Raw genomic sequence first — 25345 nt, 5'->3', positions numbered from 1 at the left:
TTGCCGCCACGCACACAAAGGTTGCCGTGATCGGGAGGACTTTTCCGAGAGCCGCCGGTACGTCGTCCACTGGTCATGACGGCATGGCATGCATCTCAGTGCGCCCGCGCTGCGCCGGGAAGCCCCCTCCTGCCTCCCGGAGCAGCGCGGTCCACACCGATGGTCAGTCGGCCAGCGGGAGGTAGACCCGGTTGCCCTGGGCCTTGAACTCCTCGGACATGGCCTGCATGCCGGCCACCGCCTCGGCGTCGTAGCCGGAGGCCACGGCCGTGGCGCCGTCGCCGTGCTCGTCGCGGATCTTCTGGGAGATCTTCATCGAACAGAACTTCGGGCCGCACATGGAGCAGAAGTGGGCCGTCTTGGCGGGTTCGGCGGGCAGCGTCTCGTCGTGGAAGTCGCGGGCGGTCTCCGGGTCGAGGGCCAGGTTGAACTGGTCCTCCCAGCGGAACTCGAAGCGGGCGTCGGAGAGCGCGTCGTCCCATTCCTGGGCGCCGGGGTGGCCCTTGGCGAGGTCGGCGGCGTGGGCGGCGATCTTGTAGGTGATCACGCCGGTCTTGACGTCGTCCCGGTTGGGCAGGCCCAGGTGCTCCTTGGGCGTGACGTAGCAGAGCATCGCGGTGCCCCACCAGGCGATCATCGCGGCGCCGATGCCGGAGGTGATGTGGTCGTAGCCGGGGGCGACGTCGGTGGTGAGCGGGCCGAGGGTGTAGAACGGCGCCTCGTCGCAGATCTCCTTCTGGAGATCCATGTTCTCCTTGATCTTGTGCATCGGGACGTGGCCCGGGCCCTCGATCATCACCTGGACGTCGCGCTCGCGGGCGATCCGGCCGAGCTCGCCGAGGGTCTGCAGTTCGGCGAACTGCGCCTCGTCGTTGGCGTCCGCGATCGAGCCGGGGCGCAGGCCGTCACCGAGCGAGAAGGTCACGTCGTAGGCGGCGAGGATGTCGCAGAGTTCCTCGAAGTTGGTGTAGAGGAAGTTCTCCTGGTGGTGCGCCAGGCACCAGGCGGCCATGATCGAGCCGCCGCGCGAGACGATGCCGGTCTTGCGGCGGGCGGTCAGCGGGACGTAGCGCAGCAGCACGCCGGCGTGGACGGTCATGTAGTCGACGCCCTGCTCGCACTGCTCGACGACGGTGTCCCGGTAGACCTCCCAGCTCAGCTCCTCGGCCTTGCCGTCCACCTTCTCCAGGGCCTGGTAGAGCGGCACGGTGCCGATCGGCACGGGGGAGTTGCGCAGGATCCACTCGCGGGTGGTGTGGATGTTGCGGCCGGTCGAGAGGTCCATGACGGTGTCGGCGCCCCAGCGGGTGGCCCAGGTCATCTTCTCCACCTCCTCCTCGATCGAGGAGGTGACGGCCGAGTTGCCGATGTTGGCGTTGATCTTCACCAGGAAGTTGGTGCCGATGATCGCCGGCTCCACCTCGGGGTGGTTCACGTTGACCGGGATGACGGCCCGGCCGCGGGCCACCTCGTCGCGCACGAAATCGGGCGCCAGGCCTTCGCGGAGGGCCACGAACTCCATCTCCGGGGTCACCACGCCCCGCTTGGCGTACGCGAGTTGGGTGACGGCCGCGCCGCCGCGGCCGCGCAGCGGACGGCGCGGGCGGCCGGGGAAGACGGCGTCCAGGTTGCGCAGGTTCCCGCCGCGCGGCGCGGTGTGCTTGATCCCGTCGTCCTCGGGGCGCGGCTCGCGGCCGTCGTACTCCTCGACGTCGCCGCGCTGGCGGATCCAGGCGTCGCGCAGCGCGGGCAGGCCGCGCCGCACGTCGGGCTCGTACGCCGGGTCGGTGTACGGGCCGGAGGTGTCGTACAGCGGGACGGACCTGCCGTTGGTGAGCCGCACCTCGCGGTAGGGGACCCGCAGGTCGGGGCGGGATCCCTCGCGGTAGGCCTTGCTCCAGGCCGGGGTCGGGTAGCCGGTGCGCTCGCTGCTGGGGGCGCTCCGGACAGACTGCGGCTGTGCGTCGAACGTGGTCATCTGACCTCTACTCCCTACGCCGGCATTACCCGGTCAGGTTCCTGCGGTCGACGCAGCCGTCGGTCCGTCCGTCGACGTCCCGGTCAGCGCCCTCTCAGCCCGGTGCTCCGAGCTCCCGCGTCGCAGGCGGTGTTGCCTGCACATGACGCCCAACACGGTAGCGAGCCGATCGCCGCTGGTCCAGAGCGGGTCCATTGGCCGGGAACGGCCGAGGCCCGGCTCCCCGTGACGGGGACCGGGCCTCAGGGCGGCGTTCGGGAGGGAGGTCAGCTCTTGGCGGCCTTCTTCACCAGGATCACCACGGCGGCCGCGATGCCGACCACCACCAGCAGCTTGATCGCGAAGCCCAGCAGCGTCCCGATCACCCCGAAGACGAAGGCCACGATGTTCCAGGCCAGCACCAGGACCAGCACCGGGATGACGATGTTGCGCACCCAGGAGGGCAGCGACTTCCAGAGCTCAGCCATGTCCGTTCCTCTTCTCCCCTCGGGCCGGCCGCCGTCCGGTGCCGGATCCCGCTTGCTTTCGATACTTCGATCGTACGGGGGCCGGAGTGCCGGAACGAGGCCCAACGGCCCGGAGAGAACCCCGAGATCACCCCGACCCCGACCCCCGGGGAACACCCCCGGGGATCTACGGGGACACTCCCTGGAAGGCCCCCGCCGAACGGCCGGGAACCGGTCCGCCGCCGGGCGGAACGGCGGGCGGAACGGCGGGTGGCGGGGCGGCCGTTCGGCGGGGGCCGCCGGATCCGCGGCGGGATCCGCCGCCGGTCAGACCGGCCAGCGCTCGCCGCGCCAGGCGGCGTCCCAGAACATCCACTCGTAGCGCGAGGTGGTCACGAAGTGCTCGACCACCTTGCGGCGTTCGACCGCGGAGAGCTCCTCGCCGATCCGGTCGGTGAGCGCCAGCACCCGGCGGACCACCGACTGGAACGCCTCGTCGCCGTAGGTCTCGATCCACTTGGCGTAGAGCGGGTCGGGGGAGCCCTGGGCGAGCAGGGCCCCGCCGACCCGGGCGTAGATCCAGTAGCAGGGCAGCACCGCGCCGACGGCCTCGGCGAAGGAGCCGCCGTAGACGGTGGCCAGCAGGTAGCTGGTGTAGGCCCGGGTGGTGGGCAGCACGGGTTCGGCGGCGGCCTGCTCGGCGGTGCCGCCGAAGGCGGTCAGGAACTCCGCGTGCATGCCCTGCTCGGCGGCCAGTGCGCCGACCGCGTCGTCGGCGAAGGCCCGGACGTCCTCCTCGCCGGGCGCCTTGGCGGCGCAGACGGCGAGGGCGCGGGCGTAGTCGCGCAGGTAGTGCGAGTCCTGGACGACGAAGTGGCGGAAGGCCTCGCGCGGCAGGGTGCCGTCGGTGAGGCCGGCGAGGAAGGGGTGGGCCAGGATCTCGCCGTAGACCGGTTCGATGGCCGCCCAGAGTTCTTCGGTGAGGCTGCGTTCTTCGGTGAGGCTGCGGGTCATGCGGACGACCCTAGGCGAGCGCCCCGGCGGCGGTCCCCGGCCACGGGCCGGACGGCGGGGCTCCGACGGCGGGGTCCCCGGCCACCGGCCGGTCGGCCGTCCTCCGGGGGCGGGAGCGGGCCTTCGGCACCAATCCGCCGTGTGGTGGTTCCCCCGGGCGGTGCCGCCTGCCAGGCTTGGGCGGTATGAAGGGTTTCGTCATCAAGACACTGATCAACGCGGCGGCCATCTGGGCCGCCGCCTGGATCGTCGCAGGCATCCAACTCGCCCAGGGCAACGCCGACTGGCAGCACAAGGCACTCACGGTGCTCGGCGTCGCCGTCGTCTTCGGCGTCGTCAACTGGCTGATCAAGCCGGTGGTCAAGCTGTTCTCGTTCCCGCTGTTCATCCTCACACTGGGCCTGATCACCTTCGTGATCAACGCCCTGATGCTGATGCTGACCTCGTGGGCGTCGGGGAAGCTGCAGCTGGACTTCCACGTGACCGACTTCTGGGCCGCGCTGTTCGGTTCGCTGATCATCAGCCTGGTGGCGTGGGGCCTGCACCTGGCCCTGGACGACGACTGACCGCCGTCGTGCGGGGTGTGCGCGAGGGGCCCGTACCCGGGTGGTCCACCCGGGTACGGGCCCCTTCGTCGTGCCGCGCGCGTGCCGCGGGGCACGACGGGCATCGCCGCGGGCGTCCTCCGCGGGCCGCCTCAGCCCGCGTTCTCCCGCCCGCGGAGGATGGCCGCGAGCTCGGCGTCGAGCTCCCGCCCGATCAGCTCCTGCCCCACCGGCACCAGCCGGGCGGTGCCGGCCAGGAAGGCGAGCAGCGGCGCGGACGGAGCCCGCAGCACGGCGTCACCGGCGGGGGAACGCAGCAGGATGCGCACCTCCGTGGACGCCTCGTCGACCGGGTGGATGTGCACGTCGCCCTCGCCCGCCGGGCCGGTGATCCCGTCGAGCAGCAGCTCCCGCGCGAAGAACCAGGTCACCGGCGCGTCACCGGGCAGGTGGAAGGCGAACCGGACGGCGTACGGATCACCGGCCTCGTAGACCGCGTCCACCGGGACGCGCACGGAGAGCTCGTGCGAGACCACGAGGTTCATCACCAGGTGCCCCTGGACCCTGCTGTGCTGCATGGCGCCAGTCCTCTCGTTCTGCCCCGGTCGGGCTTCGACCCGGTCCCGGGGGTCCGGACGCATTCCCGGGGTTTCGCCCCATTCCCGGGGTTTCGACGCATTCCCGGCGCGGGAGACTCCCGCACAACGCTCCAGCCCCGGAGGTGGCCCATGGGCCCCGACAACCGAACCCCGCCACCGCGCCCGGTCGTGAAGCGGACGGCGCGGGCGATCCTGCTGGAGCTGGACCCGGACGATCCGTACGGCCCGGCCTCGATCGTGCTGATCCGGCGGGTCCGGCCGGGCGCGCCGCACCCGTACTGGATCACGCCCGGCGGCGGGGTCGAGCGCGGTGACCGGACGGTGGTCGAGGCGCTGCACCGCGAGGTGGACGAGGAGCTCGGCGGCAAGGTCGTGGACGTGGTGCCCGCCTTCGTCGACACCATCAGCCACACGCACCACGACGACGGCACCCTCCTGCACCCGCACGGGGTCAAGGTGCAGCACTTCTTCGTCTGCCGGCTCGCCTCGATGGACCTCAGTCGACGGCACGGGCCGGAGGTGACGGAGCCGAACGGCGAGTACGAGGTGGTCCGGCTGCCGTTCACCCGCGAGGGGGTCACCTCGGTCAACGTGGTCCCGCCCCGGCTGCGGGCGTACCTGGCGGCCAACATCGAGGGCATCCGCGCGCTGCTCGCGCCCGATCTCGGGTGATCACCCGGCGGCCAGGTCGCCGACCAGGTCGTGCCGGATCCGCTCGGCCGGCACTCCCGCGCGCAGCAGCACCCCGACGCCCCGGCGCACCATCGCGGGCGGCCCGCTGAGCACCGCGTCGCGGCCCGCCCACGGGCCGAACCGGCCGACCACCTCGGGGAGTTCGCCGGTCATCGCCCCCAGGGCCGGGCCGTTGCCGCTGCCCGACAGCACCGGGTGGACCGTCAGCCAGGGGTGGACCCGGGCCAGCTCGCGCAGCCCGTCCAGCGCGTACAGCTCGGCGGTGCGGCGGGCGCCGTAGAACACCTCGACCCGGCGGCCGGGCGCACCGTGCCCGGCGATCTCCTCGACCAGTGCGCGGATCGGCGCGATGCCGGTGCCGCCGCCGAGGCAGAGCAGGTCCGCGCCGCCGGTGTGGTCGACGGTCATCGCGCCGGCCGCCGGGCCCAGCCGCAGCACGTCCCCGGGCGCGGCCCGGTGGACCAGCGCGTTGCTCACCCAGCCCGCCTGGACGGCCTTGACGTGGAAGGTCAGCAGCCCGTCCGGGCGGGGCGCGGCGGCGAAGGAGTAGTGCCGCCAGACCCGCGGCCACCAGGGCGTCTCCAGGCTGGTGTACTGCCCGGCCCGGAACGGGTACGCCTGGTCGGGGCGGACGGTGATCACCGCGACGTCCCGGGTGGGGCGCTCGTGCCGGACCACCTCGCCCTGCCACCAGGGCGGCGAGGTGCGGGCGGCCTCCTCGGCGGCCTCGATCATGATCGAGGAGATCAGCCGGTAGGCGCGCCGCCAGGCCAGCTCCGTGTCGGTGTCCCAGCGCCCGCCCGCGTACCTGGCCAGCGCCTGCACCAGGCACTCGCCCACCGGGGCGTAGTGGCCGGTCAGGGTGCCGTACCGGCGGTGGCCGCGGCCGAGAGCGCCCAGCCTGGCGCGCAGGGCCACCGGGTCCTCGGCGCCGCGGGCGGCGGTGAGCAGGGCGCGGAACAGCCGGTCGCGCTGGACGTCCATGGCGGCGGGGAAGAGCGAGCGGACCTCGGGGTGGTGCAGGAAGAGCAACGCGTAGAAGTGCGCGGTGGCCCGGTCGGCCACCGGCTCGACGGCCGCGAGACTGTCCCGGATCAGCTCGATGTCCCGCGCGGTGAGCGGCAGTTCGACGGCGGGGACGAGGGCCTGCCCGACGCCGGGGTTTGCGGACGGCAGCGCGGACGGCGCCGCGGGGGGCGCGGGCAGCGCGGCCACGGGCGCCGCCGGAGGCTGCCCGGCGGGGGTCGGCACGGCCCAGGCGTCGCTCCAACTGTCCCCGGGTCCGGCCCAGTTGAGTCCGGGAGCGTCGGAGAACAGCGGGCGGAAGGCGGGCGAGCTGCCGGTGACCGAGACCGCCTCCGGGTAGCTCGGCGCCGGATGGTCCGGTGCCGGGAAGCTCGGCCCGGGCGAGCCCGGCGCGGGGGCGGTCGGCGCCGGGACGGTCGGCGGCTCGGACGGCATCGCCGGGATCACCGGGCGGAGGTGCTCCGCCCCACGAGCGTCCGGCGCCGGCGGAAGGACCGCCGCGGGCGCGCCCGCCGGCGGTACCGGCGGCAGCGTCAGCACCGGAGGCACCGGCGGCGTCGGCAGCACCGGTGGCAGGTCCGGCGGGTCCAGCGGCATCGGCGGCCGGACGGCCCGCGTCGGCGACGGCGCCTGCGGCACCGGAGTCCCCTCGGACGGGAGCTCCGGCAGGCCCGGGACGGAGGCGGCCCCCGCCGAGCCGTGCCCGGTGCGGACCAGAAGTGTTCTGCGGGACTTCACCGCTACGTTTCGAGTACCCAAGAGAATCGTTTCGCCTCCGGCCGGCCTACGCCACCACCTGGCTTGTCTCTGTTGACGCCTAGGCAGCGTGGCACGCCCGAAGTGCTCATCCGACAAATCACGCGAAGCCCGGACACCCGGCCCGGGAACGCGCTACTCTCACTCGATCGCGGTTGCCCTGAGTGGCCCCCCGTCCACCCAGGGCAACCGTCGTCGCTCGACGGCGCGCTCCTCAGAGCTGCCGCAGCAGCATCCCCGGCTGCTCCACGCAGTCCGCGACGAACCGCAGGAAGCCGCCCGCCGTCCCGCCGTCGCAGACCCGGTGGTCGAAGGTGAACGACAGCTGCGTCACCTCGCGCACCGCCAACTCCCCGCCGTGCACCCAGGGTTTGGCGACGATCCGGCCGACCCCGAGCATCGCCGCCTCGGGGTGGTTGAGGATCGGGGTGGAGCCGTCCACGCCGAACACCCCGTAGTTGTTCAGCGTGAAGGTGCCGCCGGTCAGCTCGGCCGGGGTGAGCGCGCCGCTGCGCGCCGCCTCGGTCAACCGGCCCAGCTCCTCGCCGAGCTGCTCGGTACTGCGGGCCTGCGCGTCCCGCACCACCGGGACGACCAGGCCGCGCTCGCCCTGCGCGGCGAAGCCCAGGTGCACCGCCGAGTGCCGGACGATTCCCGAACCGTCCTCGGTCACCGAGGAGTTGAGCTCGGGGAAGCGCGCCAGCGCGACCGTGCAGATCCGCGCCAGCAGCGCCAACACGCTCACCTTCGGGCCCGGAGTCGCGTTCAACTGCCGCCGCAGTGCCATCAGTTCGGTGGCGTCGGCATCCACCCAGCAGGTCGCCGCCGGGATCTCCCGGTGGCTGCGGCTGAGCTTCTCGGCCACCGCCTTGCGCAGCCCGCGCAGCGGGACGACGCCCTCCGGCACCGCGGCCGCGGCGGGCCGGGCGGCGGCCGGAGCGGCCACCTTGGCCGCGACCGCCCGTTCGACGTCCGCCCGCATGATCAGCCCGTCCGGTCCGCTGCCGGTGAGCGCGGCCAGGTCGACACCCTGCTCCCGGGCCAGCCGCCGCACCAGCGGCGAGATCACCGGCACCACGACCGGACCGGCCGGAGCCGGAGCCGGAGCCGCCGCAACCGCCGCCGTCGGCGCCGTCACCGCCGGAGCGGCCACCGGAGCTGCCCCGGCCGCGGCCACGCCGACCCGGCGCCGCCGACCGCCCTTCCCGGTCTCCGCGACGCCGTACCCGACCAGCGGCCGCTCGACCTCGGCGGAGGCCGCGGGAGCGCGCCCGGCACCCGAACCGGCCGAACCCGCCGAACCGGCCGACCCCACCGGCTCGTCGCCGGCCCCGCCCGACGCCGCCACCGCGACCGTCACCAGCGGAGCGCCCACGGCGATCTCCTCGCCCTCCTCGCCGTACCGCGCGGTGACCACCCCGCCGTACGGGCAGGGCACCTCCACCACGGCCTTGGCGGTCTCCACCTCCACCACCGGCTGGTCGACGACGATCACCTCGCCGACCTCGACCATCCAACGCACGACCTCCGCCCCGGTGAGCCCCTCACCGAGGTCGGGCAGCCGGAACTCCCGCACGACGGGCATCATGCTCGGTCCTCCCACTGCAGCCGGGCGACCGCGTCCAGGATCCGGTCCACCCCGGGCAGGTGGTGGTGCTCCAGCATCGGCGGCGGGTACGGGATGTCGAAGCCGGTGACCCGCAGCACGGGCGCGGCCAGGTGGTGGAAGCAGCGCTCGGTGACCCGTGCGGCGATCTCCGCGCCGGTGCCGCCGAAGCCGGTCGCCTCGTGCACCACCACGGCCCGGCCGATCGAGCGCACGACCCGGCAGACCGTCTCGTCGTCGAACGGCACCAGGGTGCGCAGGTCCAGCACCGCGAGGTCCCAGCCCTCGGCCTTCGCCGTCTCGGCCGCCTCCAGGCAGACCGGCAGCGAGGGGCCGTAGGTGATCAGCACGGCGGACGTCCCGGTGCGCCGCAGCACGGCCCGGCCGATCGGCTCGACCGGCGCCGCCGGGTCCAGCTCGGCCTTGCCCCAGTAGAGCCGCTTGGGCTCCAGGAACACCACCGGGTCGTCGGAGGCGATCGATGCGCGCAGCAGCCCGTACGCGTCGGCGACCGTCGCGGGCGTGACCACGTGCAGGCCGGGGGTGCTGGTGTAGTACGCCTCGGAGGCGTCGCTGTGGTGCTCGACGCCGCCGATGCCGCCGCCGTACGGGACGCGGACGGTGATCGGCAGCGGCAGCTTGCCCGCCGTGCGGTTGCGCATCTTGGCGACGTGCGAGAACAGCTGCTCCAGCGCCGGGTAGGCGAAGGCGTCGAACTGCATCTCGACCACCGGGCGCAGCCCGTACATCGCCATGCCGATCGCGGTGCCGAGGATGCCGGCCTCGGCCAGCGGGGTGTCCAGGCAGCGGTCCGGGCCGAACTCGGCGGTCAGCCCGTCGGTGATCCGGAAGACGCCGCCGAGCGCGCCGACGTCCTCGCCGAGGACGTGCACCGCGGGGTCCTCGCGCATGGCGTCCCGCAGCGCGGAGTTGAGTGCCTGCGCCATGGAGGCGGTGCGCACGGGGGTGGCCGTCTGGTTCATCAGTGCTGCACCTCGGCCTCGGCGGCCAGCTCGGCGGACAACTGGGCGGCCTGCTCCCGCAGCTGCGGGGTCGGCTCGGCGTAGACGTGGGCGAACAGTGCCATCGGGTCGAGCTCCGGGTCGGCGTGGAACTCGGCCCGCATCCGGGCCGCCAGCGCCTCCGCCTCGTCCGCGGCCTCCTGCACCAGCCGGTCGTCCAGCACGCCGAGTTCGCGCAGTGCGCGCTCCATCAGCAGGATCGGGTCGTGCTCCCGCCAGGCGTCCACCTCGGGCTCGGTGCGGTAGCGGGTCGCGTCGTCGGCGTTGGTGTGCGCCTCGATCCGGTAGGTCAGCGCCTCGACCAGGGTCGGGCCGCCGCCGGTGCGGGCCCGCTCGACCGCCTCGGCCAGCACGGAGTGCACGGCGGGGGCGTCGTTGCCGTCCACCAGCCGGCCCGGCATGCCGTAGCCGACGGCCTTGTGGGCCAGGCTGGGCGCGGCGGACTGCGCGCTGAGCGGGACGGAGATCGCGTAGCCGTTGTTCTGCACCAGGAAGACCACCGGCGCGTTGAGCACGGCCGCGAAGTTCAGCGCCTCGTGGAAGTCGCCCTCGCTGGTGCCGCCGTCGCCGAGCATCGCCAGCGCGACGGCCGGCTCGCCGCTCAGCCGGGCGGCGTGCGCCAGCCCGACGGCGTGCGGGGCCTGGGTGGCGAGCGGGGTGCAGAGCGGGGCGGTGCGGGTGGCGCGCGGGTCGTAGCCGGTGTGGGCGTTGCCGCGCAGCAGGGTCAGCGCCTCCAGCGGGTCCACACCGCGGGAGACCACGGCGAGGGTGTCGCGGTAGCTGGGGAACAGCCAGTCGCGGTCGCGGAGCACCAGCGCGGCGGCGACCTGGCAGGCCTCCTGGCCGGTGGACGCCGGGTAGACGGCGAGGCGGCCCTGCTTGGTCAGGGTGGTCGCCTGCTGGTTGTAACGGCGGCCGACGACCAGGCGTCGGTAGAGCTCGCGCAGCAGCGCCGGGTCGTACTTCTCCAGCGCGGGGGTGCCGAGCACCCGGACGGGGGAGAGGTCCGGGAGTAGGGGGGCCGGGTCGGTGCGCGGGGCGGTGGCCCCGGGCGACCAGCCGGGCACGAGCGAGTGGTGTCTGTGGTCGAGAACGGTCATCTCGGGGCACCTCCAGGAGTGGCGGGGGGCTCCCTACCGATTGTTCGGTCGTCTGTTCATCTTGACCAGAAGCGTGACAAGGTGGTGGACATTCGGCCTGCGGAGCGGTCGACTGGTGGCAGTGTGTCCAATCGGTGAGGGTGGGGGGTCATGTCGGCTGAACAGATGTCCAGACTCGACCGGGTCGACCGTTCGATCCTGCGGCTGCTGCAGCAGGACGGTCGCGCCTCGATCCGCTCGGTCGCCGAGCGGGTGCACGTGTCCCGGGCCAATGCGTACGCCCGGATCTCCAGGATGGTCGAGGACGGCATCATCCGCGGCTTCACCGCCCGGGTGGACCACGAACGGGCCGGCCAGGCCGCGTCCGCGTACATCACGCTGAAGATCGTCCAGAACTCCTGGCGCACGGTCCGCGAGCAGCTGCTGGAGCTGCCCGGGGTGGCGCACATCGCGCTGGTCGGCGGGGACTTCGACGTCCTGCTGCTGGTGCACACCGCCGACAACCGGACCCTGCGGGAGCTCGTGCTCAACCGCATCCAGTCCATCCCCCAGGTGCTCGGCACCCGCACCATGCTGGTCTTCGAGGAGACCGACCAGGTCCCCCCGGACCCGCAGACCCCCTGACGCCCCCGACGCCCCCCGGCAACCCCCTGCCAGGCCCCCGCCGACGACCGGCTACCGCGCCCGCAGCCCGTCGAAGGCCAGGTGCACCACCGCGTCCGCGACCCCGTCGGCGGCCTTGAGCCCCGGCCGGTACCACTCCACGATCGAGTTGATCATCCCGAACAGCAGCCGGGTGGCCAGCCGGGGCTCCACGTCCGCCCGCAGCGCGCCGTCCGCGACCGCCGCCCGCAGCAGCTCCGCGACCTGGTGGTCGAAGTCCCGGCGCCGCTCCAGCGCCCACAGCTCGGTGGCCGTGTTGCCCCGCACCCGCAGCAGCAGCGTCACGTACGGCAGCTCCGCCAGCAGCACCTCCGCGGTGCGCCGCACCACGTGCTCCAGCCGCTCCACCGCCGGGCCCTCCACCGCCGCCGGCTCGACCAGGATCGCGAACAGCCCGTCCAGCGCCCGCCCGACGGCCAGCCGCAGCAACTCCTCCTTGCCGCGCACGTGGTGGTAGATGGAGGACTTGGAGATCCCGGCCGCCCGGGACAGGTCCTCCATCGAGGTGCCGTCGTAACCGCGCTCGTTGAAGACGTCGACGGTCACCGCGAGCAGTGACTCCACGGTGTAGGCGGTGCGCGTGGTGTGATCGGCCATCCTCCGAGTATCCCCGGCCGCCCCGGGCGGTACGCGATCGGGTCCCGCTGGTCCACACCACCCGCGCGGCCGGGCCCGCCCGGCCAGGAGGCCCAGGCCCTAGACTCTCCGGACGATCCGTCCACGTGCAGAGCAGGCTGGGGTCCACGGCTGATGAACGCAATACCGGCAGTCGCCTCCGACGTGCCCGAGCAGCGCAGCGGGGAGCCGGAGCACTCGCGCACCTGGCAGGAGCGCGCCCGCGCGCTGGTCGTCCGCTTCGGGCCGGCCGTGTGGTGCTACGCGGTGCTCAAGCTGGTCGGCTTCACCGTGTTCATGAAGCTGCTCTCCTTCGCCGGCGACTACGCCAAGAAGCCGGCCCGGTTCGGTGGCGGCGCCAATCCGTGGGACGTCCTGGCCAGCTGGGACGGCTGGTGGTACCAGCAGGTGGCCCAGTTCGGCTACCACCCGGCGCTGGTCCCGGTCGCGGGGACGGAGGGCATGAGCGTCGAGCAGAACTCGGCCGCCTTCTTCCCGCTCTACCCGGGCCTGATGCGGATGACCTCGGACGTCACCGGCCTCGGCCTGTACGGCGCCGGGATGCTGGTCTCCGTGGTGGCCTCGCTGTTCGCCGCCGCAGGCATCTACGCCGTGGTGGAGAAGCTGTCCGGGGACGTCCGGGCGGGCGTGATCGCGGCCGGGATCTGGGCGATCGCACCGGGTTCGGGCGCCGAGTGGGCGGTCTACTCGGACTCCACCTTCGTCGCGCTGGCCGCCTGGGCCTGCTACTGCGTGATGACCAAGCAGTGGGTCGCGGCCGGGGTGATCACCCTGGTCGCCGGGCTCAACCGGCCGACCGCGGCGGCCCTGATCGGCGCCGTGGGCCTGGCCGCCCTGGTCGAGCTGTACCGGCGGGACAGCGGCGTGCTGCGCCCGCTGGCCGCGATGCTGCTGGCCCCGATCGGCCTGCTCGGCTACGTCGGCTGGGTGGGCTGGCGGATGGGCGAGTGGGGCGGCTACTTCCGGCTGCAGCACGACGCCTGGCTGCACTACTTCGACGGCGGCCAGGGCACCTGGCACGCGGTCCGCGGCGTCCTGCTGGGCCGCAACGACTACCCCTTCGCCTTCCCGGTGCCGGACCTCCTGGCGACCCTGATCGTGCTCACCCTGCCGGTGCTGATCACGCTGATGATCCGGCTGCGCCCGCCGCTGGTGCTGACCGCCTACACCCTGGCCACGATCGTCTCGGTGCTCGGCAGCCTCGGCATCTTCGGCAACACCTCGCGCTACCTGCTGCCCGCGTTCCCGCTGCTCATCGCGCCGGCGCTCGGCATGCGCAAGCTGAGCTGGCCGGTGCTGGCCGCCGTGCTGGGCACCGGTGCGATCGCCTCCGGCTGGTACGGCGGGTACGTGCTGTTCGAGCTGGGCGTGCCGTAGAGCCGGTCCACCCGAGCCCTGGAGGGCGCGTCCGCCACGGACGCGCCCTCCGTCCGTTCCGGCGGATTCCCACCCCTGCACCCTCTTGAGCCGACCGATCGTTCGGTTACTCTGTGACGTGTCCCGTCCTCCCCTCTGAGGAGCGCACAGATGTCCGCAGCGGTCACCCACCCCCTCGTCAGCGAGCTCGTCGAGCGCCACCAGGCCACCCTGGACGCCGCGCTCGCCGCCGCCGCCAAGCGCGACTACTGGTCGCCCTACCCCGAGTTCCCCAAGGCGTACGGCGAGAGCGGCCCGGCGGACGGCAAGGCCGCCTTCGACGCCCTGCTCGGCAAGCCCTTCGCCCTGGCGGGCCACCCCACCGACGGCGACCAGGTCGGCGGCGAGGCCTCCCCGTACGGCGTCGAGCTGGGCATCACCTACCCGCACGCCGGCCCGGACGCGCTGATCGGCGCGCTCACCGCCGCCCGCCCCGGCTGGGCCGCCGCCTCCCCGCTGGAGCGCGCCGCCGTCTGCCTGGAGATCCTGCACCGGATCAACGCCGCCTCCCACGAGTTCGCCCAGGCCGTCATGCACACCACCGGCCAGGCCTACGGCATGGCCTTCCAGGCCGGCGGCCCGCACGCCCAGGACCGCGGCCTGGAGGCCGTCGCCTACGCGTACGCCGAGCAGACCCGGCTGCCGCGGCAGGCCGACTGGACCAAGCCGCAGGGCAAGCGCGACCCGCTGGTGATGACCAAGGAGTTCACCGTCGTCCCGCGCGGCCTCGCGCTGCTGATCGGCTGCAACACCTTCCCGACCTGGAACGGCTACCCCGGCCTGTTCGCCTCCCTCGCCACCGGCAACCCGGTGCTGGTCAAGCCCCACCCCCGGGCCGTGCTGCCGCTCGCACTGACCGTCCGGACCGCCCGCGAGGTGCTCGCCGAGGCCGGCTACGACCCCAACCTGGTCTGCCTGGCCGCCGAGCACGAGGGCGGCACCGTCGCCGCGGCCCTCGCGGTCCGCCCCGAGATCAAGATGATCGACTACACCGGCTCCACCAGCTTCGGCGACTGGCTGGAGGAGAACGCCAAGCAGGCCCAGGTGTACACCGAGAAGGCCGGCGTCAACGCGGTCGTCATCGACTCCACCGACGACTACAAGGGCATGCTGTCCAACCTGGCCTTCGCGCTCTCGCTCTACAGCGGCCAGATGTGCACCACCCCGCAGAACGTGCTGATCCCGCGCGGCGGCATCGGCACCGACCAGGGCGACAAGACCTACGACGAGGTGGTCGCCGACCTCGCCGGCGCGATCGAGGGCCTGCTCTCCGACGACGCCCGCGCCGCCGCCATCCTCGGCGCCGTGGTCAACCCCGGTGTGCTGCAGCGCTCGGCCGCCGCGGCCGGCGGCGAGTACGGCGAACTCGCCCTCGCCCCGCGCGCGGTGACCTCGCCCGACTTCCCCGGCGCGACCGTCCGCACCCCCGCCCTGGTCAAGCTGAACGCCGACAAGCCGGACGACCGCTCGGTCTTCCGCAGCGAGTGCTTCGGCCCGGTCTCCTTCGCCGTCGCCGTCGAATCCACCGCCGCCGGCATCGAACTGCTGCGCACCACCGTCCGCGAGAAGGGCGCCATGACGGCCTCCGGCTACACCACCTCCCCCGAGGTGGAGGCGCTGCTGGTCGAGGCCGCGCTGGACTCCGGCGTCTCCCTCTCGCTCAACCTGACCGGCGGCGTCTACCCCAACCAGACCGCCGCCTTCTCCGACCTGCACGGCACCGGCGCCAACCCGGCCGCCAACTCCGCCTACTGCGACGGCGCGTTCGTCGCCAACCGGTTCCGCACGGTCGAGATCCGCCGGCACAGCTGAGCGTTCGTACCGGCACCCCACCCCTCCCGGGCCCCGGCGGTCATCGACCGCCGGGGCCCGGCGGTTCACAGCTCCCGCCGGGCCCGCGATGATGGAGGCTGGGAGAGCGCCGGGAACGGCGTCCAACCACCCTCCGAACACCGGGAGCTGAATACATGGCCGTGAAGCCGACGACCGAAACCGACGTCCTGATCGTCGGCGCCGGACCCACCGGACTGCTGCTGGCCGGCGACCTCGCCGCCGCCGGCGTCGGCGTCACCGTGCTGGAGAAGCGGGCCGCCGAGTCCAACCTCACCCGGGCGTTCGCCGTGCACGCCCGCAGCCTGGAGCAGCTGGACGCCCGCGGCCTGGCCGAGGAACTGATCGCCACCGGCCGCCCGCTCGGCTCGCTGAAGATGTTCGACCGCTTCCGCATCGACCTCGGCGCGCTGCAGACCCGCTTCCCGTTCGTCCTGATCACCCCGCAGTACAACGTCGAACGGCTGCTCCTGGACCGCGCGGAGAAGGCCGGCGCGACCCTGCTGCGCGGCGCCGAGGTCACCGGGCTGCGCCAGGACGCCGACGGCGTGACGCTGGAGACCGCCGACGGGCACACCCACCGCGCCGCGTACGCAGTCGGCACCGACGGCGTCCACTCCGCCGTCCGCGACCTGCTCGGCATCCCGTTCCCCGGCGAATCGGTCGTCGACTCCGTGGTGCTGGCCGACGTCCGGCTGGAGCGCGAGCCCAGCGACGCGATCACCGTCGGCGCCAACGAGACCGGGTTCGCCTTCATCGCCCCGTTCGGCGACGGCTGGTTCCGGATCATCGCCTGGGACCGCAACGAGCGCTTCCAGGACGGCACCGTCCCCACCACCGAGCAGCTCACCGCCCTCACCTCGGCCATCCTCGGCGAGGACTACGGCCTGCACGACGTGCGCTGGAGCTCGACCTTCCACAGCGACGAGCGCCAGGCCCCCAACTACCGCTCCGGCCGGGTCTTCCTGGCCGGCGACGCCGCCCACTGCCACTCCCCGGCCGGCGGCCAGGGCATGAACACCGGCCTCCAGGACGCCGCCAACCTCTCCTGGAAGCTCGCCGCCGCCGTCCGCGGCCACGCCACCGACGCCCTGCTGGACACCTACCAGACCGAGCGGCACCCGGTCGGGAAGACGGTGCTGCGCACCTCCGGCGCGCTGATCCGGCTCGCCCTCGCCGAGTCCGCCCCCACCCGCGCCCTGCGCGGGGCGCTCACCGCACTGGGCAACCACCTCGACCCGGTCACCGGGCGCGGCGCCCGGCTGGTCTCCGGCATCGGCATCTCCTACCCGGCGCCCAAGGACGCCCACCCGCAGGTCGGCAAGCGCGTCCCGGACCTGCGGCTGACCGCCCTCAGCAAGCCCGTCGAGGGCACCCCGGCCGCGCCCGAGCGGCTCTACGAGGCTCTGCGCGCCGGGCGGTTCGTCCTCGTCAGCAACGACGAGCTCGTCGCCGCCGAACCGTGGGCCGACCTCATGGTCGCCGCCGCCCCCGCCGACCCGCACGGCAAGCTGCGCGACACCGTCCTGCTGATCCGCCCGGACGGCTACGTCGCCTGGGCCGCCGTCGACCCCGGCCAGGGCGAACTGCGCGCCGCGCTCACCACCTGGCTCGGCAAGCCGGCCTGACCCCCGTTCGGGCGGGCGCGCCACGCCCCGCGCCCGCCCGAACCGGCCTCACGGCAACCCCGTCACGACCGTCCCGGCCCCGTGCAGCGGCCGCCGCCCGGCCCGACCCATCGTTCGGTCGTCCGTTAACCCCGCGCCTTCTCGTAGTGCCGCGCCGCCTTCGCCCGATTCCCGCACACCGCCATCCGGCACCACCGCCGGCGCCCGTTCTGCGAGGCGTCGAAGAAATGCAGAATGCACGCCTCGTGCGCGCACTGCTTCACCCGCTGCGCCCCCTGCCCGAGCAGCGTGAGGAAGTCGTCCGCGGCCAGCCAGGGCGCCAGCCAGTGCGGCCGGTCGACCTCGACCCGATCCTCGGCCCCGCCCGGTCCGGCCGTCCGCCGGATCCGCCCGTGCGCCAGTACCGCGTCCAGTCCCTCCCGCGCCGCAGCGCTCAACTCGCCCTGCCCGTGGGCTTCCTGGGCGGCCAGCCCGATCGCATCGCGGACCTGGCGGATCGCCGCCAGCCCGGCGTCGTCGGCCTCGCAGCGGGCGCTCAGCCCGGCGGAGGAGAGCCAGATCCCGTACCCCTCGACCGCGGTGAGCAGGTCGTTGACGGGCGTTCCGGCCCAGCGCGTGTTGAGCAGGTCGAGCGCGAGCGGCTCGCCGATCAGCGGTCGCGGGTCCCTCGGGTCCGCCTTCACGTCAGTCATCGTTCTCCCTCGGCTCCGTCCGATTCTACGTCCGCGTGCCGCCGCCCGAATTGGTATGGACCGACTTCTGAATTCCGCTCATTCACTGTATGGATTCCGCGAGTTTCCCGGCCTCCACACTTGACTGTTTTTTAGCAACGAATTGCTTGATCATGAGCCACTTCGCACACCGGTTCTGTCATGTTCGAGCCAGCGTTCTCGACCCCGGAACGCCTGGCCCCTTGCCGGCCCCCACAGCCGGCCGGAGGAGGATCCGTTGCGCCCCCGCACCCTTGCCCTTGCCGCGGCGATAGCCGTCCTGCCGCTGACCGCCGTCTCGCTCGGCGTCTCCGCCGCGCAGGCCGCCACCCCCAACGCCGCCCCCCGCGTCGCCCTGCCGAACACCGTGAACCCCGCGGTGGCCCACTCGGAGAAGAAGGGCGACGTCCCCGCCGAGCAGCAGATCTCGGTGGCCGTCAGCCTGAAGCTGCGTGACACCGACGCCCTGGACCGCTTCCTCACCGCGGTCGCCACTCCGGGCACCCCTGAGTTCGGCAAGTACCTGACGCCGGAGCAGTTCACCGCCCGGTTCGGCCCGACCCAGGCCGACGTCGAGCAGGTCAAGGCCTACCTGGCCCAGCAGGGCCTGACCGTCTCGGACGTGAGCGCCAACCGCCAGGTCGTCAACGCCCGTGGCACCGCCGCACAGGTCTCGCAGGCCTTCGGCACCCACGAGAGCGCGTACGTGGACCCGCAGATGCAGCGCTCGTTCTTCGCCAACGACGCCGCCGCCTCGATCCCGTCCTCGCTGGCCGCCGTGGTCCAGGGCGTCAGCGGCCTGGACAACCACCCGGTCCGCAAGACCCACCTGGTCAAGCCGGGCTCGCTCAGCCCGAACGCCGCCACCGCGGGCCCGACCGGAATGTCCCCGGCCCAGTACACCGGCGCGTACAACCTGAACAAGACCGGCGCCGACGGCACCGGCGTGACGGTCGCGCTGTGGGAGTTCGACGGCTACAGCAAGTCCAACCTGACCACCTACGACTCGCAGTTCGGCCTGACCGGCCCGGCCGTCTCCACGGTCTCGGTGGACGGCGCCAACTACGACTCCAAGCCCGGCGAGGGCCAGGGCGAGGTCGAGCTGGACAGCGAGATCATCCGCGGTGCCGCGCCCAAGGCCACCCAGCTGCTGTACGAGGCCCCGAACAGCGACCAGGGCGAGATCGACATGGCCAACAAGATCGTGGCCGACAACCGCGCCTCGGTCATCTCGATCTCCTGGGGCTCCTGCGAGCCGGACACCACCCCCGCCTCGATGACGGCCGTCGACAACGCCTTCAAGCAGGCCGCCGCCCAGGGCATCTCGATCTTCTCCGCCTCCGGTGACGACGGCTCGCGCGACTGCACCCGCTCCACCAGCGGCTCGACCGTCAAGGCCGTCGACTTCCCGGCCTCCAGCCCGCACCAGACCGGTGTCGGCGGCACCAACCTGAAGGTCGGCAGCGGCAACACCTACTCCTCGGAGAGCGCCTGGAGCACCGCCGGCGGCGGCGTCTCCACCGTGTTCGGCAAGCCGAGCTGGCAGACCGGCACCGGCGTCAGCGGCACCATGCGCACCGTCCCGGACGTCGCCTCCAACGCCGACCCGCAGAGCGGCTTCTCGATCTACACGGCCGGGGGCTGGCAGGTCTACGGCGGCACCAGCGCGGCCGCGCCGCTCTGGTCCGGCTACGCGGCCCAGTTCAACCAGAAGGCCAAGGCCGCCGGGCAGCCGGTCCTCGGCGAGGCGAGCCCGCGGCTGTACTCGGTCGCTAACAGCAGCAGCTACGGCAGCACCTTCCACGACGTGACCACCGGCGCCAACCAGGACTTCTCCACGAAGACCGGCTACGACCAGGTCACCGGCTGGGGCTCCCCGGTCGCCGACGCCCTGACCACCGCCCTGCTCGGCGGTGGCGGCACCACCCCGCCGCCCACCGGCGGCTGCACCGCGGCCCAGCTGGTCGGCAACGGCGGCTTCGAGACCGGCAGCGCCGCCCCGTGGACCACCTCCAGCGGCGTCGTCGACAACAGCTCCTCCGAGGCCGCCCACGCGGGCTCCTGGAAGGCCTGGATGGACGGCTACGGCTCGACCCACACCGACACCGTGTCGCAGACCGTCTCGATCCCGGCCGGCTGCACCTCCGCGAAGCTGACCTTCTGGCTGCACATCGACACCGCGGAGTCCGGCTCCACCGCGTACGACAAGCTGACCGTCCAGGCCAACAGCACCACGCTGGCGACCTACTCCAACGTGAACGCCGCCGCCGGGTTCGTGCAGCGCACCCTGGACCTGACCTCCTTCGCCGGCCAGACCGTGACGATCAAGTTCACCGGCACCGAGGACTCGTCCCAGCAGACCAGCTTCGTGATCGACGACGTCGCCCTGAACGTCAACTGACCACCGCTGACGATCACCGCACCCGGTCACCGGGCGGCAACGCCCGGTGACCACCGGTAGCAGCAGTAGCACCGCACAGCACCACCGAGACCCCCGCCGGGGCGGCGCCGGGAGGGCCCGCCCCGGCGGTGTCGCGTCCGCCGGACCGCCCCGGACCGGGGACTCCGGTAAGGACGGTGTTTCCGGAGTGTTTCAAGATCGCTAACCATTCGGTCGACCTGCCGTGACCACTGTCATACGCACGACTGATGACGTAGCCTCTCGACCGTGCATAGGGTTCCCCAAAGCTCGGTGAAGCCGCTGGCGGCGCGCCCCGGCGTCGGCCCGGTGCCACCGAACTCACCTGGTGGGGAGGGTCACCGCATGGCCGCACAGCAGCCTCAGGACGCCGCGCGACTGCGGCTGGTCGGGTCGCACACGGAGCGCCCCGGGCCTCCCGCACCCGCACCGGCCCCGGCACCGGCACCGCCCGCCGCCCGGCTCGCCCCGGTCGGCGGCTTCGCGGACACCCTGCACCTGGCGATCGAGGCCAGCGGCCTCAGCCTGGACCGGATCCGCGCGGCCCTCGCCCAACGCGGCGTCAGGGTCAGTGTCACGACGTTGAGTTACTGGCGGCGCGGCCGCAGCCAGCCCGAGCGGGCCAGCTCGCTGCGCGCCGTCCACCTGCTGGAGGAGCTGCTCGGGCTGCCGCACAGCGCGCTCTCCTCCCTGCTCGGCCCGCCCCGCCCGCGCGGCCGCTGGGCCGCCGCGGCCAACACCCTGCACCTCGGGCTGGAGGACGTCTGGCCGGGCGAGCAGGAGATCGCCAACATCTTCGCCGAGCTGGACGCCCCGCCGGCCGGCGAGCTGGAGCGCCTGAGCATCCACGACTCCTACTACGTGGACGCCGAGCGGCGCGGCAACCTGCTGCGGATGCGCCAGGTGGTGCGCGCCACCGTCGGCGGCGTCGGCCGCTGCCTGGTGGTGCACATGGCCGACGAGGAGGCGGCCGGCTGCCCGGAGATCACCTCGGTGCGGCACGGCCGGCTGGGCCGGGTGCGCCGCCGCCCGGAGGCCGGGCTGACCGTGGCCGAGCTGATGCTGGACCGCCCGCTCGGGCTCGGCGACAGCACCGTCTTCGAGTACGAGGTGGAGATCCCGCCGGGCGGTCCGACCCTGGAGTACAGCCGCCGCTTCGCCACCACGGTGCGCGAGTACGTGCTCCAGGTGCACTTCGACCCGGCCGCCGTCCCGGCGCACTGCGAGCGCTACGACCGCGAGCCGGGCGCCGACGTCGACCACCGGCGCGAGCAGCTCTGGATCGGCGCCTCGGCCAGCGCCCACGTCCTGGCCCCGGACCAGCAGCCGGGCCACATCGGCATCCGGTGGGAGTGGGCGTAGCCCCGCCCGCCCCTCCTCCGCCTCCCGAGCCCCGTCGGACCGCCAGGTCCGGCGGGGCTTTCGCGTGCCCCCCGAACCACCTAACCACTTCAATGCCACGTACTGGTTGACGCCTCATCACCTAACTCCTACTCTCATGAGTACCGGTTAGACACGAGTCTCGCCGGAAGCCCCAGCCACGGGAGTGACCAGGCATGTCCAGCACCACCCTGCTCCGCACCCTGCAGACCGGCCACGTGGGCCTGAACGTCACCGACCTGGCCCGCTCGATCGACTTCTACCGCGCGGTCCTCGGCCTCCAGGTCACCCACGAGGGCACCGACCCCGAGCGCCGCTTCGCCCTGCTCGGCCGCGACGGCCGCCTGGTGGTGACCCTCTGGCAGCAGAGCACCGGCACCTTCGCCACCACCAGCCCCGGCCTGCACCACCTCTCCTTCGAGGTCGAGAGCCTCGACGAGGTCCGCGCCGCCGAACGGCTGCTGCGCGAGCTCGGCGCCGAGTTCGCCTACGACGGCGTCGTCCCGCACAACGAGGGCTCGGCCTCCGGCGGCGTCTTCTTCACCGACCCGGACGGCATCCGGCTGGAGATCTACACCCGCACCGGCGTGGACGGCACCGAGGCCGCAGCCCCCACCACCGACGCCCCGACCTGCGGCTTCTTCTAAGGTCCGTCATCAAACCCCCGCCTGCGGGGCGACGCCGGACGGACGACAGGGGCTTGAAGACGGCCCTGGACCGGAGGAACCGACCATGACCGCCACCAGCACGCCGTACCACGCCGGCGAACGGGCCGCCCAGGCCCGGGCCGGCCGGACCGAGCGGGCCGACCACGCCGGCCGGTCGATCCGCAGCACCGTTCCGGCGGTCGCCGCCCGCTTCCTGGCCGAGCGGCGGATGCTGGTCCTCGGCGCCGCCGACCTCGACGGCCGGGTCTGGGCCACCCAGCTGACCGGCCCGGCCGGCTTCCTGCAGGCCCCGGACGAGCGGACGATGTCGGTCGCCGCCCGTCCGGCCGGGGCCGACCCGCTCGCCGAGGCGCTGGCCCGCCCGGCCCGGGTCGGCACCATCGCCCTCGACCCGGCCGGCCGGCGCCGGATGCGGCTCAACGGCGACTCCGTCCCGGACGGCCGCGGCGGGCTGCTGGTCAGCGCCGACGAGGTGGTCTCCAACTGCCCGAAGTACATCCAGCGCCGCAGCCCGCTGGACCGCCCGGCGGCCGGCCCGCCCCGTACGGTCGCCGCCGGCCCGCGGCTGACCACCGCGCAGCGCCTGGCCGCGGCCACCGCGGACACCTTCTTCATCGCCACCACCGGGCCGGACGGCAGCGTGGACGCCTCCCACCGCGGCGGCTTCCCCGGCTTCCTGGAGGCGGTGGCACCGGACCGGCTGCGCTGGCCGGAGTACCCGGGCAACAGCATGTTCCTGACCCTCGGCAACCTGGAGCTGGACCCCAGGGCCGGCCTGCTGCTGCCCGACTGGGAGACCGGCGGGGCCCTGCTGGTCACCGGCGAGGCCCGCACCGACTGGTCACCGGAGGCCCGGCAGGCCGCCCCGGGCGCCGAGCGAATGGTCGAACTGGCCGTCACCGGTGTGCTCGAACTCGCCGACGCCACCCCGCTGACCTGGACGGAGCCCGAGTACTCGCCCGCCATCCCGCGCTGATCCCGCGTCGGCTCCGCACCCCGGCACTACTCGGTCCCGCCCCGCCGCGCCACGCCCGGACCGCCGAACGGGTCGTCACCCGCGCGGCGCAATCCGCCGCGCCGCGCTCCGCCCGCTTTGGGACCTTGTTCCCGATGACACGCGGAGCCGGCCGGGGAAGGCTGGTCCTGGCACGCCGTCAGGCCGTGACCGGGAACGACCGCAGGAACGAGGCGGAGCATGACCCTCACCGACCCCCTGTCCACGCTCATGGAGTTCGACGAGGTCGAACCGGAGGAGGACTGCATATGCGGGGGCTGCAGTGCCCGCCGCCGCGCCCGGCTGCACGCCGCGCCGGTCCACGAGGGCGGACACGCCGCAGCCCGCAGCATCCGCCGCCGCGCCGCCGTCCTGGTCGCCGCTGTCGGCACCGCGCTCGGCGGCGGGACGGCCACCGCCGCCCCGGCCCTCGCGGCCCCCGCCCCCGGCCCCGCCCCGGGCGACAGCAGCGCCCCCCGGCCACAGACCCCGCAGGGCGAGGTCGGCGGCCTCCACGGCGGGTCCGCCGGCGCCCGCGCCTTCGCCACCCCGGACGCCGCCCGGCCGGTCACCCGGGCGCAGATCATCCGACGCGCACAGAGCTGGGTCGACCAGGGCGTGCCGTACAGCATGAGCCGCTACTGGTCGGACGGCTACCGCCAGGACTGCTCCGGCTTCGTCTCGATGGCCTGGGGCCTCGGCAGCAACCAGACCACCTGGACCCTGCCGGACTTCGCCGAGCGCATCGGCAAGGACGACCTGCTCCCCGGCGACGTGCTGATCCGCAACGACCCGGCCGACCCGCAGGCCGGTTCGCACGTGACGGTCTTCGGCGGCTGGACGGACTCCTCCCGCACCAGGTACGTCGCCTACGAGCAGACCTCCCCCGGCACCAGGAAGCGCTCCACCCCGTACGCGTACTGGAACGACTCCGGCGCCTACGTCCCGTACCGCTACACCAACCTCGCCGGGCCCGGCAACGACGGCGGCGCCCCCGCCACGGCCTTCCCCGGCCCGCAGTACTTCCGCCCCGGCGCCGACAACGCGTACGTCCGGCAGCTCGGCGAGCAGCTGGTCCGCAAGGGCTTCGGCGGCTCGTACCGCGTCGGCCCCGGCACGCGCTGGAGCGAGGCCGACCGCAAGGCGACCCAGGCCTTCCAGCTCGCCCAGGGCTGGCACGGCGCCGAAGCCGACGGCTACCCCGGCAAGGACACCTGGCGCCGCCTCTTCTCCTGACCCGCCCCCTCAGCGCTTCCCGGACATCCAGTGGAAGAGGCCCATCGCCACACTGGTCGCCAGGTTGAAGCTGGACACCCCCGCCTGCATCGGCACCGCGACCAGCCGGTCCGCCCGCGCCTTGAGCTCCTCCGACACCCCGTGCCGCTCGGTGCCGAAGGCCAGCAGCGCGTCGTCCGGGAACGGCACGTCCCGGATGTCCGCGCCCTCCGGGTCCAGCACGAACAGCGGCCCGGCGGGCAGCTGCGGCAACGTCAGCCGCTCCACCGCCGTGGCGAAGTGCAGACCGGCGCTGCCCCGCAGCACGTTCGGGTGCCACGGATCCAGGTCCCCCGTGGTCACCACCCCCGTGGCCCCGAACCCCGCCGCCAACCGGATCACCGCCCCGACGTTCCCCAGGTTCCGCGGGTTCTCCAACACCACCACCGGCGCCCGCCGCGGCCGCGCCCCCAACACCGCCAGATTGGCCCCGGCAGAAGGCCGCCCCGCCAGCGCCACCACCCCGGTCGGATGCAGCCGGGGCACCAACGTCCGCACCACCGCCTCCGGCAACTCCACCGCCAACCCGTCCACCGCCGCCACGACGTCCTCCGCCAACTCGGCGGCCAGCGCCGTCAACGCCCCCCGATCGACGGTCACCACCCGCCGAACGTCCCCCCCGAACCGCAGCGCGTGCTTCAACGCATGGAACCCGTCCAGCAACACCACCCCAGGCTCCCGCTCAACCACCCGCCACGCCCGCACCAGCTCCTCGTCCATGCCGCCCACTCTGCCACCCACCCCCGCCGGTACCCCTCACCCCGCCGCCCCCACCCCCTCAGGGAGAGTGCTCCCCCTCCCCCCCAGCCACCGGCGAAAGTTCTCCCCCCGCGAGAGGGACGCGCCGCGGGGACGGACGGGGGCGGCGCAGGGGGTGGCCCGGAGAGGGGCGTTGCGGGTGATTTTCAGACTGCCAACGGCGCCCGGCCCCCCACCCCCAG

Annotated in this window: 22 protein-coding genes and 1 riboswitch; of the genes, 11 read left to right on the top strand and 11 right to left on the bottom strand. The window is 73.5% G+C overall.

Annotated elements, in window-relative coordinates:
* Nucleotides 1–163: 163 nt before the first annotated feature.
* The 3 genes from thiC to tenA all read right to left on the bottom strand — a co-directional run bounded on the left by thiC (nucleotide 164) and on the right by tenA (nucleotide 3438).
* Nucleotides 164–1978 (bottom strand): phosphomethylpyrimidine synthase ThiC, encoded by a 1815-nt coding sequence (gene thiC, locus ACIGG8_RS25620; protein ID WP_396551044.1) that lies wholly within the window; start codon nucleotides 1976–1978, stop codon nucleotides 164–166.
* Nucleotides 1973–2107, bottom strand: a riboswitch (TPP riboswitch). It overlaps the preceding gene by 6 nt.
* 137 nt (nucleotides 2108–2244) lie before the next feature.
* Nucleotides 2245–2445 (bottom strand): DUF5326 family protein, encoded by a 201-nt coding sequence (locus tag ACIGG8_RS25615; protein WP_350523657.1) that lies wholly within the window; start codon nucleotides 2443–2445, stop codon nucleotides 2245–2247.
* A gap of 306 nt (nucleotides 2446–2751) precedes the next feature.
* Entirely contained in the window at nucleotides 2752–3438 is a 687-nt protein-coding gene (gene tenA, locus ACIGG8_RS25610) for a thiaminase II (protein ID WP_396551043.1), read from the bottom strand.
* Nucleotides 3439–3623: 185 nt separating this feature from the next.
* On the opposite strand from tenA, the gene ACIGG8_RS25605 reads away from it, so the two are divergent.
* Nucleotides 3624–4004 carry a phage holin family protein gene (locus ACIGG8_RS25605; RefSeq protein WP_350523655.1) on the top strand — a complete coding sequence of 127 codons (381 nt, stop codon included), beginning with the start codon at nucleotides 3624–3626 and terminating at the stop codon, nucleotides 4002–4004.
* Nucleotides 4005–4135: 131 nt separating this feature from the next.
* On the opposite strand, the gene ACIGG8_RS25600 is transcribed toward ACIGG8_RS25605, so the two are convergent.
* Entirely contained in the window at nucleotides 4136–4561 is a 426-nt protein-coding gene (locus ACIGG8_RS25600) for an SsgA family sporulation/cell division regulator (protein ID WP_396551042.1), read from the bottom strand.
* A gap of 150 nt (nucleotides 4562–4711) precedes the next feature.
* Between ACIGG8_RS25600 and ACIGG8_RS25595 the strand changes: the two genes are divergently transcribed.
* Entirely contained in the window at nucleotides 4712–5254 is a 543-nt protein-coding gene (locus ACIGG8_RS25595; RefSeq protein WP_350523653.1) for an NUDIX domain-containing protein, read from the top strand.
* Here the strand turns inward: ACIGG8_RS25595 and ACIGG8_RS25590 are convergent, their stop codons facing one another.
* The 4 genes from ACIGG8_RS25590 to pdhA all read right to left on the bottom strand — a co-directional run bounded on the left by ACIGG8_RS25590 (nucleotide 5255) and on the right by pdhA (nucleotide 10785).
* On the bottom strand, nucleotides 5255–7039 hold the full coding sequence (locus ACIGG8_RS25590) for a globin domain-containing protein (protein ID WP_396551039.1): 1785 nt from the start codon (nucleotides 7037–7039) through the stop codon (nucleotides 5255–5257). It lies immediately after the preceding gene.
* 232 nt (nucleotides 7040–7271) lie between these two features.
* On the bottom strand, nucleotides 7272–8642 hold the full coding sequence (locus tag ACIGG8_RS25585; protein WP_396551193.1) for a dihydrolipoamide acetyltransferase family protein: 1371 nt from the start codon (nucleotides 8640–8642) through the stop codon (nucleotides 7272–7274).
* Nucleotides 8642–9646 carry an alpha-ketoacid dehydrogenase subunit beta gene (locus tag ACIGG8_RS25580; RefSeq protein ID WP_396551037.1) on the bottom strand — a complete coding sequence of 335 codons (1005 nt, stop codon included), beginning with the start codon at nucleotides 9644–9646 and terminating at the stop codon, nucleotides 8642–8644. Before ACIGG8_RS25580 ends, ACIGG8_RS25585 begins: the two co-directional genes overlap by 1 nt.
* Nucleotides 9646–10785, bottom strand: coding sequence for a pyruvate dehydrogenase (acetyl-transferring) E1 component subunit alpha (gene pdhA / locus ACIGG8_RS25575; RefSeq protein ID WP_350523650.1), 1140 nt, complete (start codon nucleotides 10783–10785; stop codon nucleotides 9646–9648). The genes ACIGG8_RS25580 and pdhA overlap by 1 nt, the downstream gene beginning before the upstream one ends.
* Before the next feature lie 165 nt (nucleotides 10786–10950).
* Between pdhA and ACIGG8_RS25570 the strand changes: the two genes are divergently transcribed.
* Complete coding sequence (locus tag ACIGG8_RS25570) at nucleotides 10951–11409, top strand: Lrp/AsnC family transcriptional regulator (protein ID WP_396551035.1); 459 nt, start codon at nucleotides 10951–10953, stop codon at nucleotides 11407–11409.
* A gap of 51 nt (nucleotides 11410–11460) precedes the next feature.
* Here ACIGG8_RS25570 and ACIGG8_RS25565 read toward each other — a convergent pair whose 3' ends face one another.
* Nucleotides 11461–12045, bottom strand: a complete 585-nt coding sequence (locus ACIGG8_RS25565; protein WP_350523648.1) for a TetR/AcrR family transcriptional regulator — start codon at nucleotides 12043–12045, stop codon at nucleotides 11461–11463.
* Between the two features lie 153 nt (nucleotides 12046–12198).
* On the opposite strand from ACIGG8_RS25565, the gene ACIGG8_RS25560 reads away from it, so the two are divergent.
* The 3 genes from ACIGG8_RS25560 (at nucleotide 12199) to ACIGG8_RS25550 (ending at nucleotide 16958) form a co-directional block, all read left to right on the top strand.
* Nucleotides 12199–13461 carry a hypothetical protein gene (locus tag ACIGG8_RS25560; RefSeq protein ID WP_396551032.1) on the top strand — a complete coding sequence of 421 codons (1263 nt, stop codon included), beginning with the start codon at nucleotides 12199–12201 and terminating at the stop codon, nucleotides 13459–13461.
* A 150-nt stretch (nucleotides 13462–13611) separates the two neighbouring features.
* Entirely contained in the window at nucleotides 13612–15312 is a 1701-nt protein-coding gene (gene paaN / locus ACIGG8_RS25555) for a phenylacetic acid degradation protein PaaN (protein WP_396551030.1), read from the top strand.
* Between the two features lie 155 nt (nucleotides 15313–15467).
* Nucleotides 15468–16958, top strand: a complete 1491-nt coding sequence (locus tag ACIGG8_RS25550; RefSeq protein WP_396551028.1) for an FAD-dependent monooxygenase — start codon at nucleotides 15468–15470, stop codon at nucleotides 16956–16958.
* Between the two features lie 125 nt (nucleotides 16959–17083).
* On the opposite strand, the gene ACIGG8_RS25545 is transcribed toward ACIGG8_RS25550, so the two are convergent.
* A complete protein-coding gene (locus ACIGG8_RS25545; protein ID WP_396551026.1) occupies nucleotides 17084–17650 on the bottom strand; it encodes a CGNR zinc finger domain-containing protein in 567 nt (188 codons plus the stop codon).
* Nucleotides 17651–17906: 256 nt separating this feature from the next.
* Here ACIGG8_RS25545 and ACIGG8_RS25540 point away from each other — a divergent pair, with 256 nt between their 5' ends.
* The 5 genes from ACIGG8_RS25540 (at nucleotide 17907) to ACIGG8_RS25520 (ending at nucleotide 24365) form a co-directional block, all read left to right on the top strand.
* Nucleotides 17907–20069: a protease pro-enzyme activation domain-containing protein gene (locus tag ACIGG8_RS25540; protein WP_396551024.1), complete on the top strand. Its 2163-nt coding sequence runs from the start codon at nucleotides 17907–17909 to the stop codon at nucleotides 20067–20069.
* Nucleotides 20070–20432: 363 nt separating this feature from the next.
* Nucleotides 20433–21449 (top strand): XRE family transcriptional regulator, encoded by a 1017-nt coding sequence (locus ACIGG8_RS25535; RefSeq protein WP_396551022.1) that lies wholly within the window; start codon nucleotides 20433–20435, stop codon nucleotides 21447–21449.
* 194 nt (nucleotides 21450–21643) lie between these two features.
* Entirely contained in the window at nucleotides 21644–22114 is a 471-nt protein-coding gene (locus tag ACIGG8_RS25530; RefSeq protein ID WP_396551020.1) for a VOC family protein, read from the top strand.
* An 85-nt stretch (nucleotides 22115–22199) separates the two neighbouring features.
* Complete coding sequence (locus tag ACIGG8_RS25525; protein ID WP_396551018.1) at nucleotides 22200–23111, top strand: pyridoxamine 5'-phosphate oxidase family protein; 912 nt, start codon at nucleotides 22200–22202, stop codon at nucleotides 23109–23111.
* Between the two features lie 219 nt (nucleotides 23112–23330).
* Entirely contained in the window at nucleotides 23331–24365 is a 1035-nt protein-coding gene (locus ACIGG8_RS25520) for a peptidoglycan-binding protein (protein WP_396551016.1), read from the top strand.
* Between the two features lie 9 nt (nucleotides 24366–24374).
* Here ACIGG8_RS25520 and ACIGG8_RS25515 read toward each other — a convergent pair whose 3' ends face one another.
* Nucleotides 24375–25124, bottom strand: a complete 750-nt coding sequence (locus ACIGG8_RS25515; RefSeq protein ID WP_396551014.1) for a TrmH family RNA methyltransferase — start codon at nucleotides 25122–25124, stop codon at nucleotides 24375–24377.
* Nucleotides 25125–25345: the final 221 nt, after the last annotated feature.

Source organism: Kitasatospora sp. NPDC085464 (genome assembly GCF_044541955.1).
GTDB lineage: Bacteria > Actinomycetota > Actinomycetes > Streptomycetales > Streptomycetaceae > Kitasatospora.
This window is presented reverse-complemented; position numbering and strand designations above follow the sequence as displayed.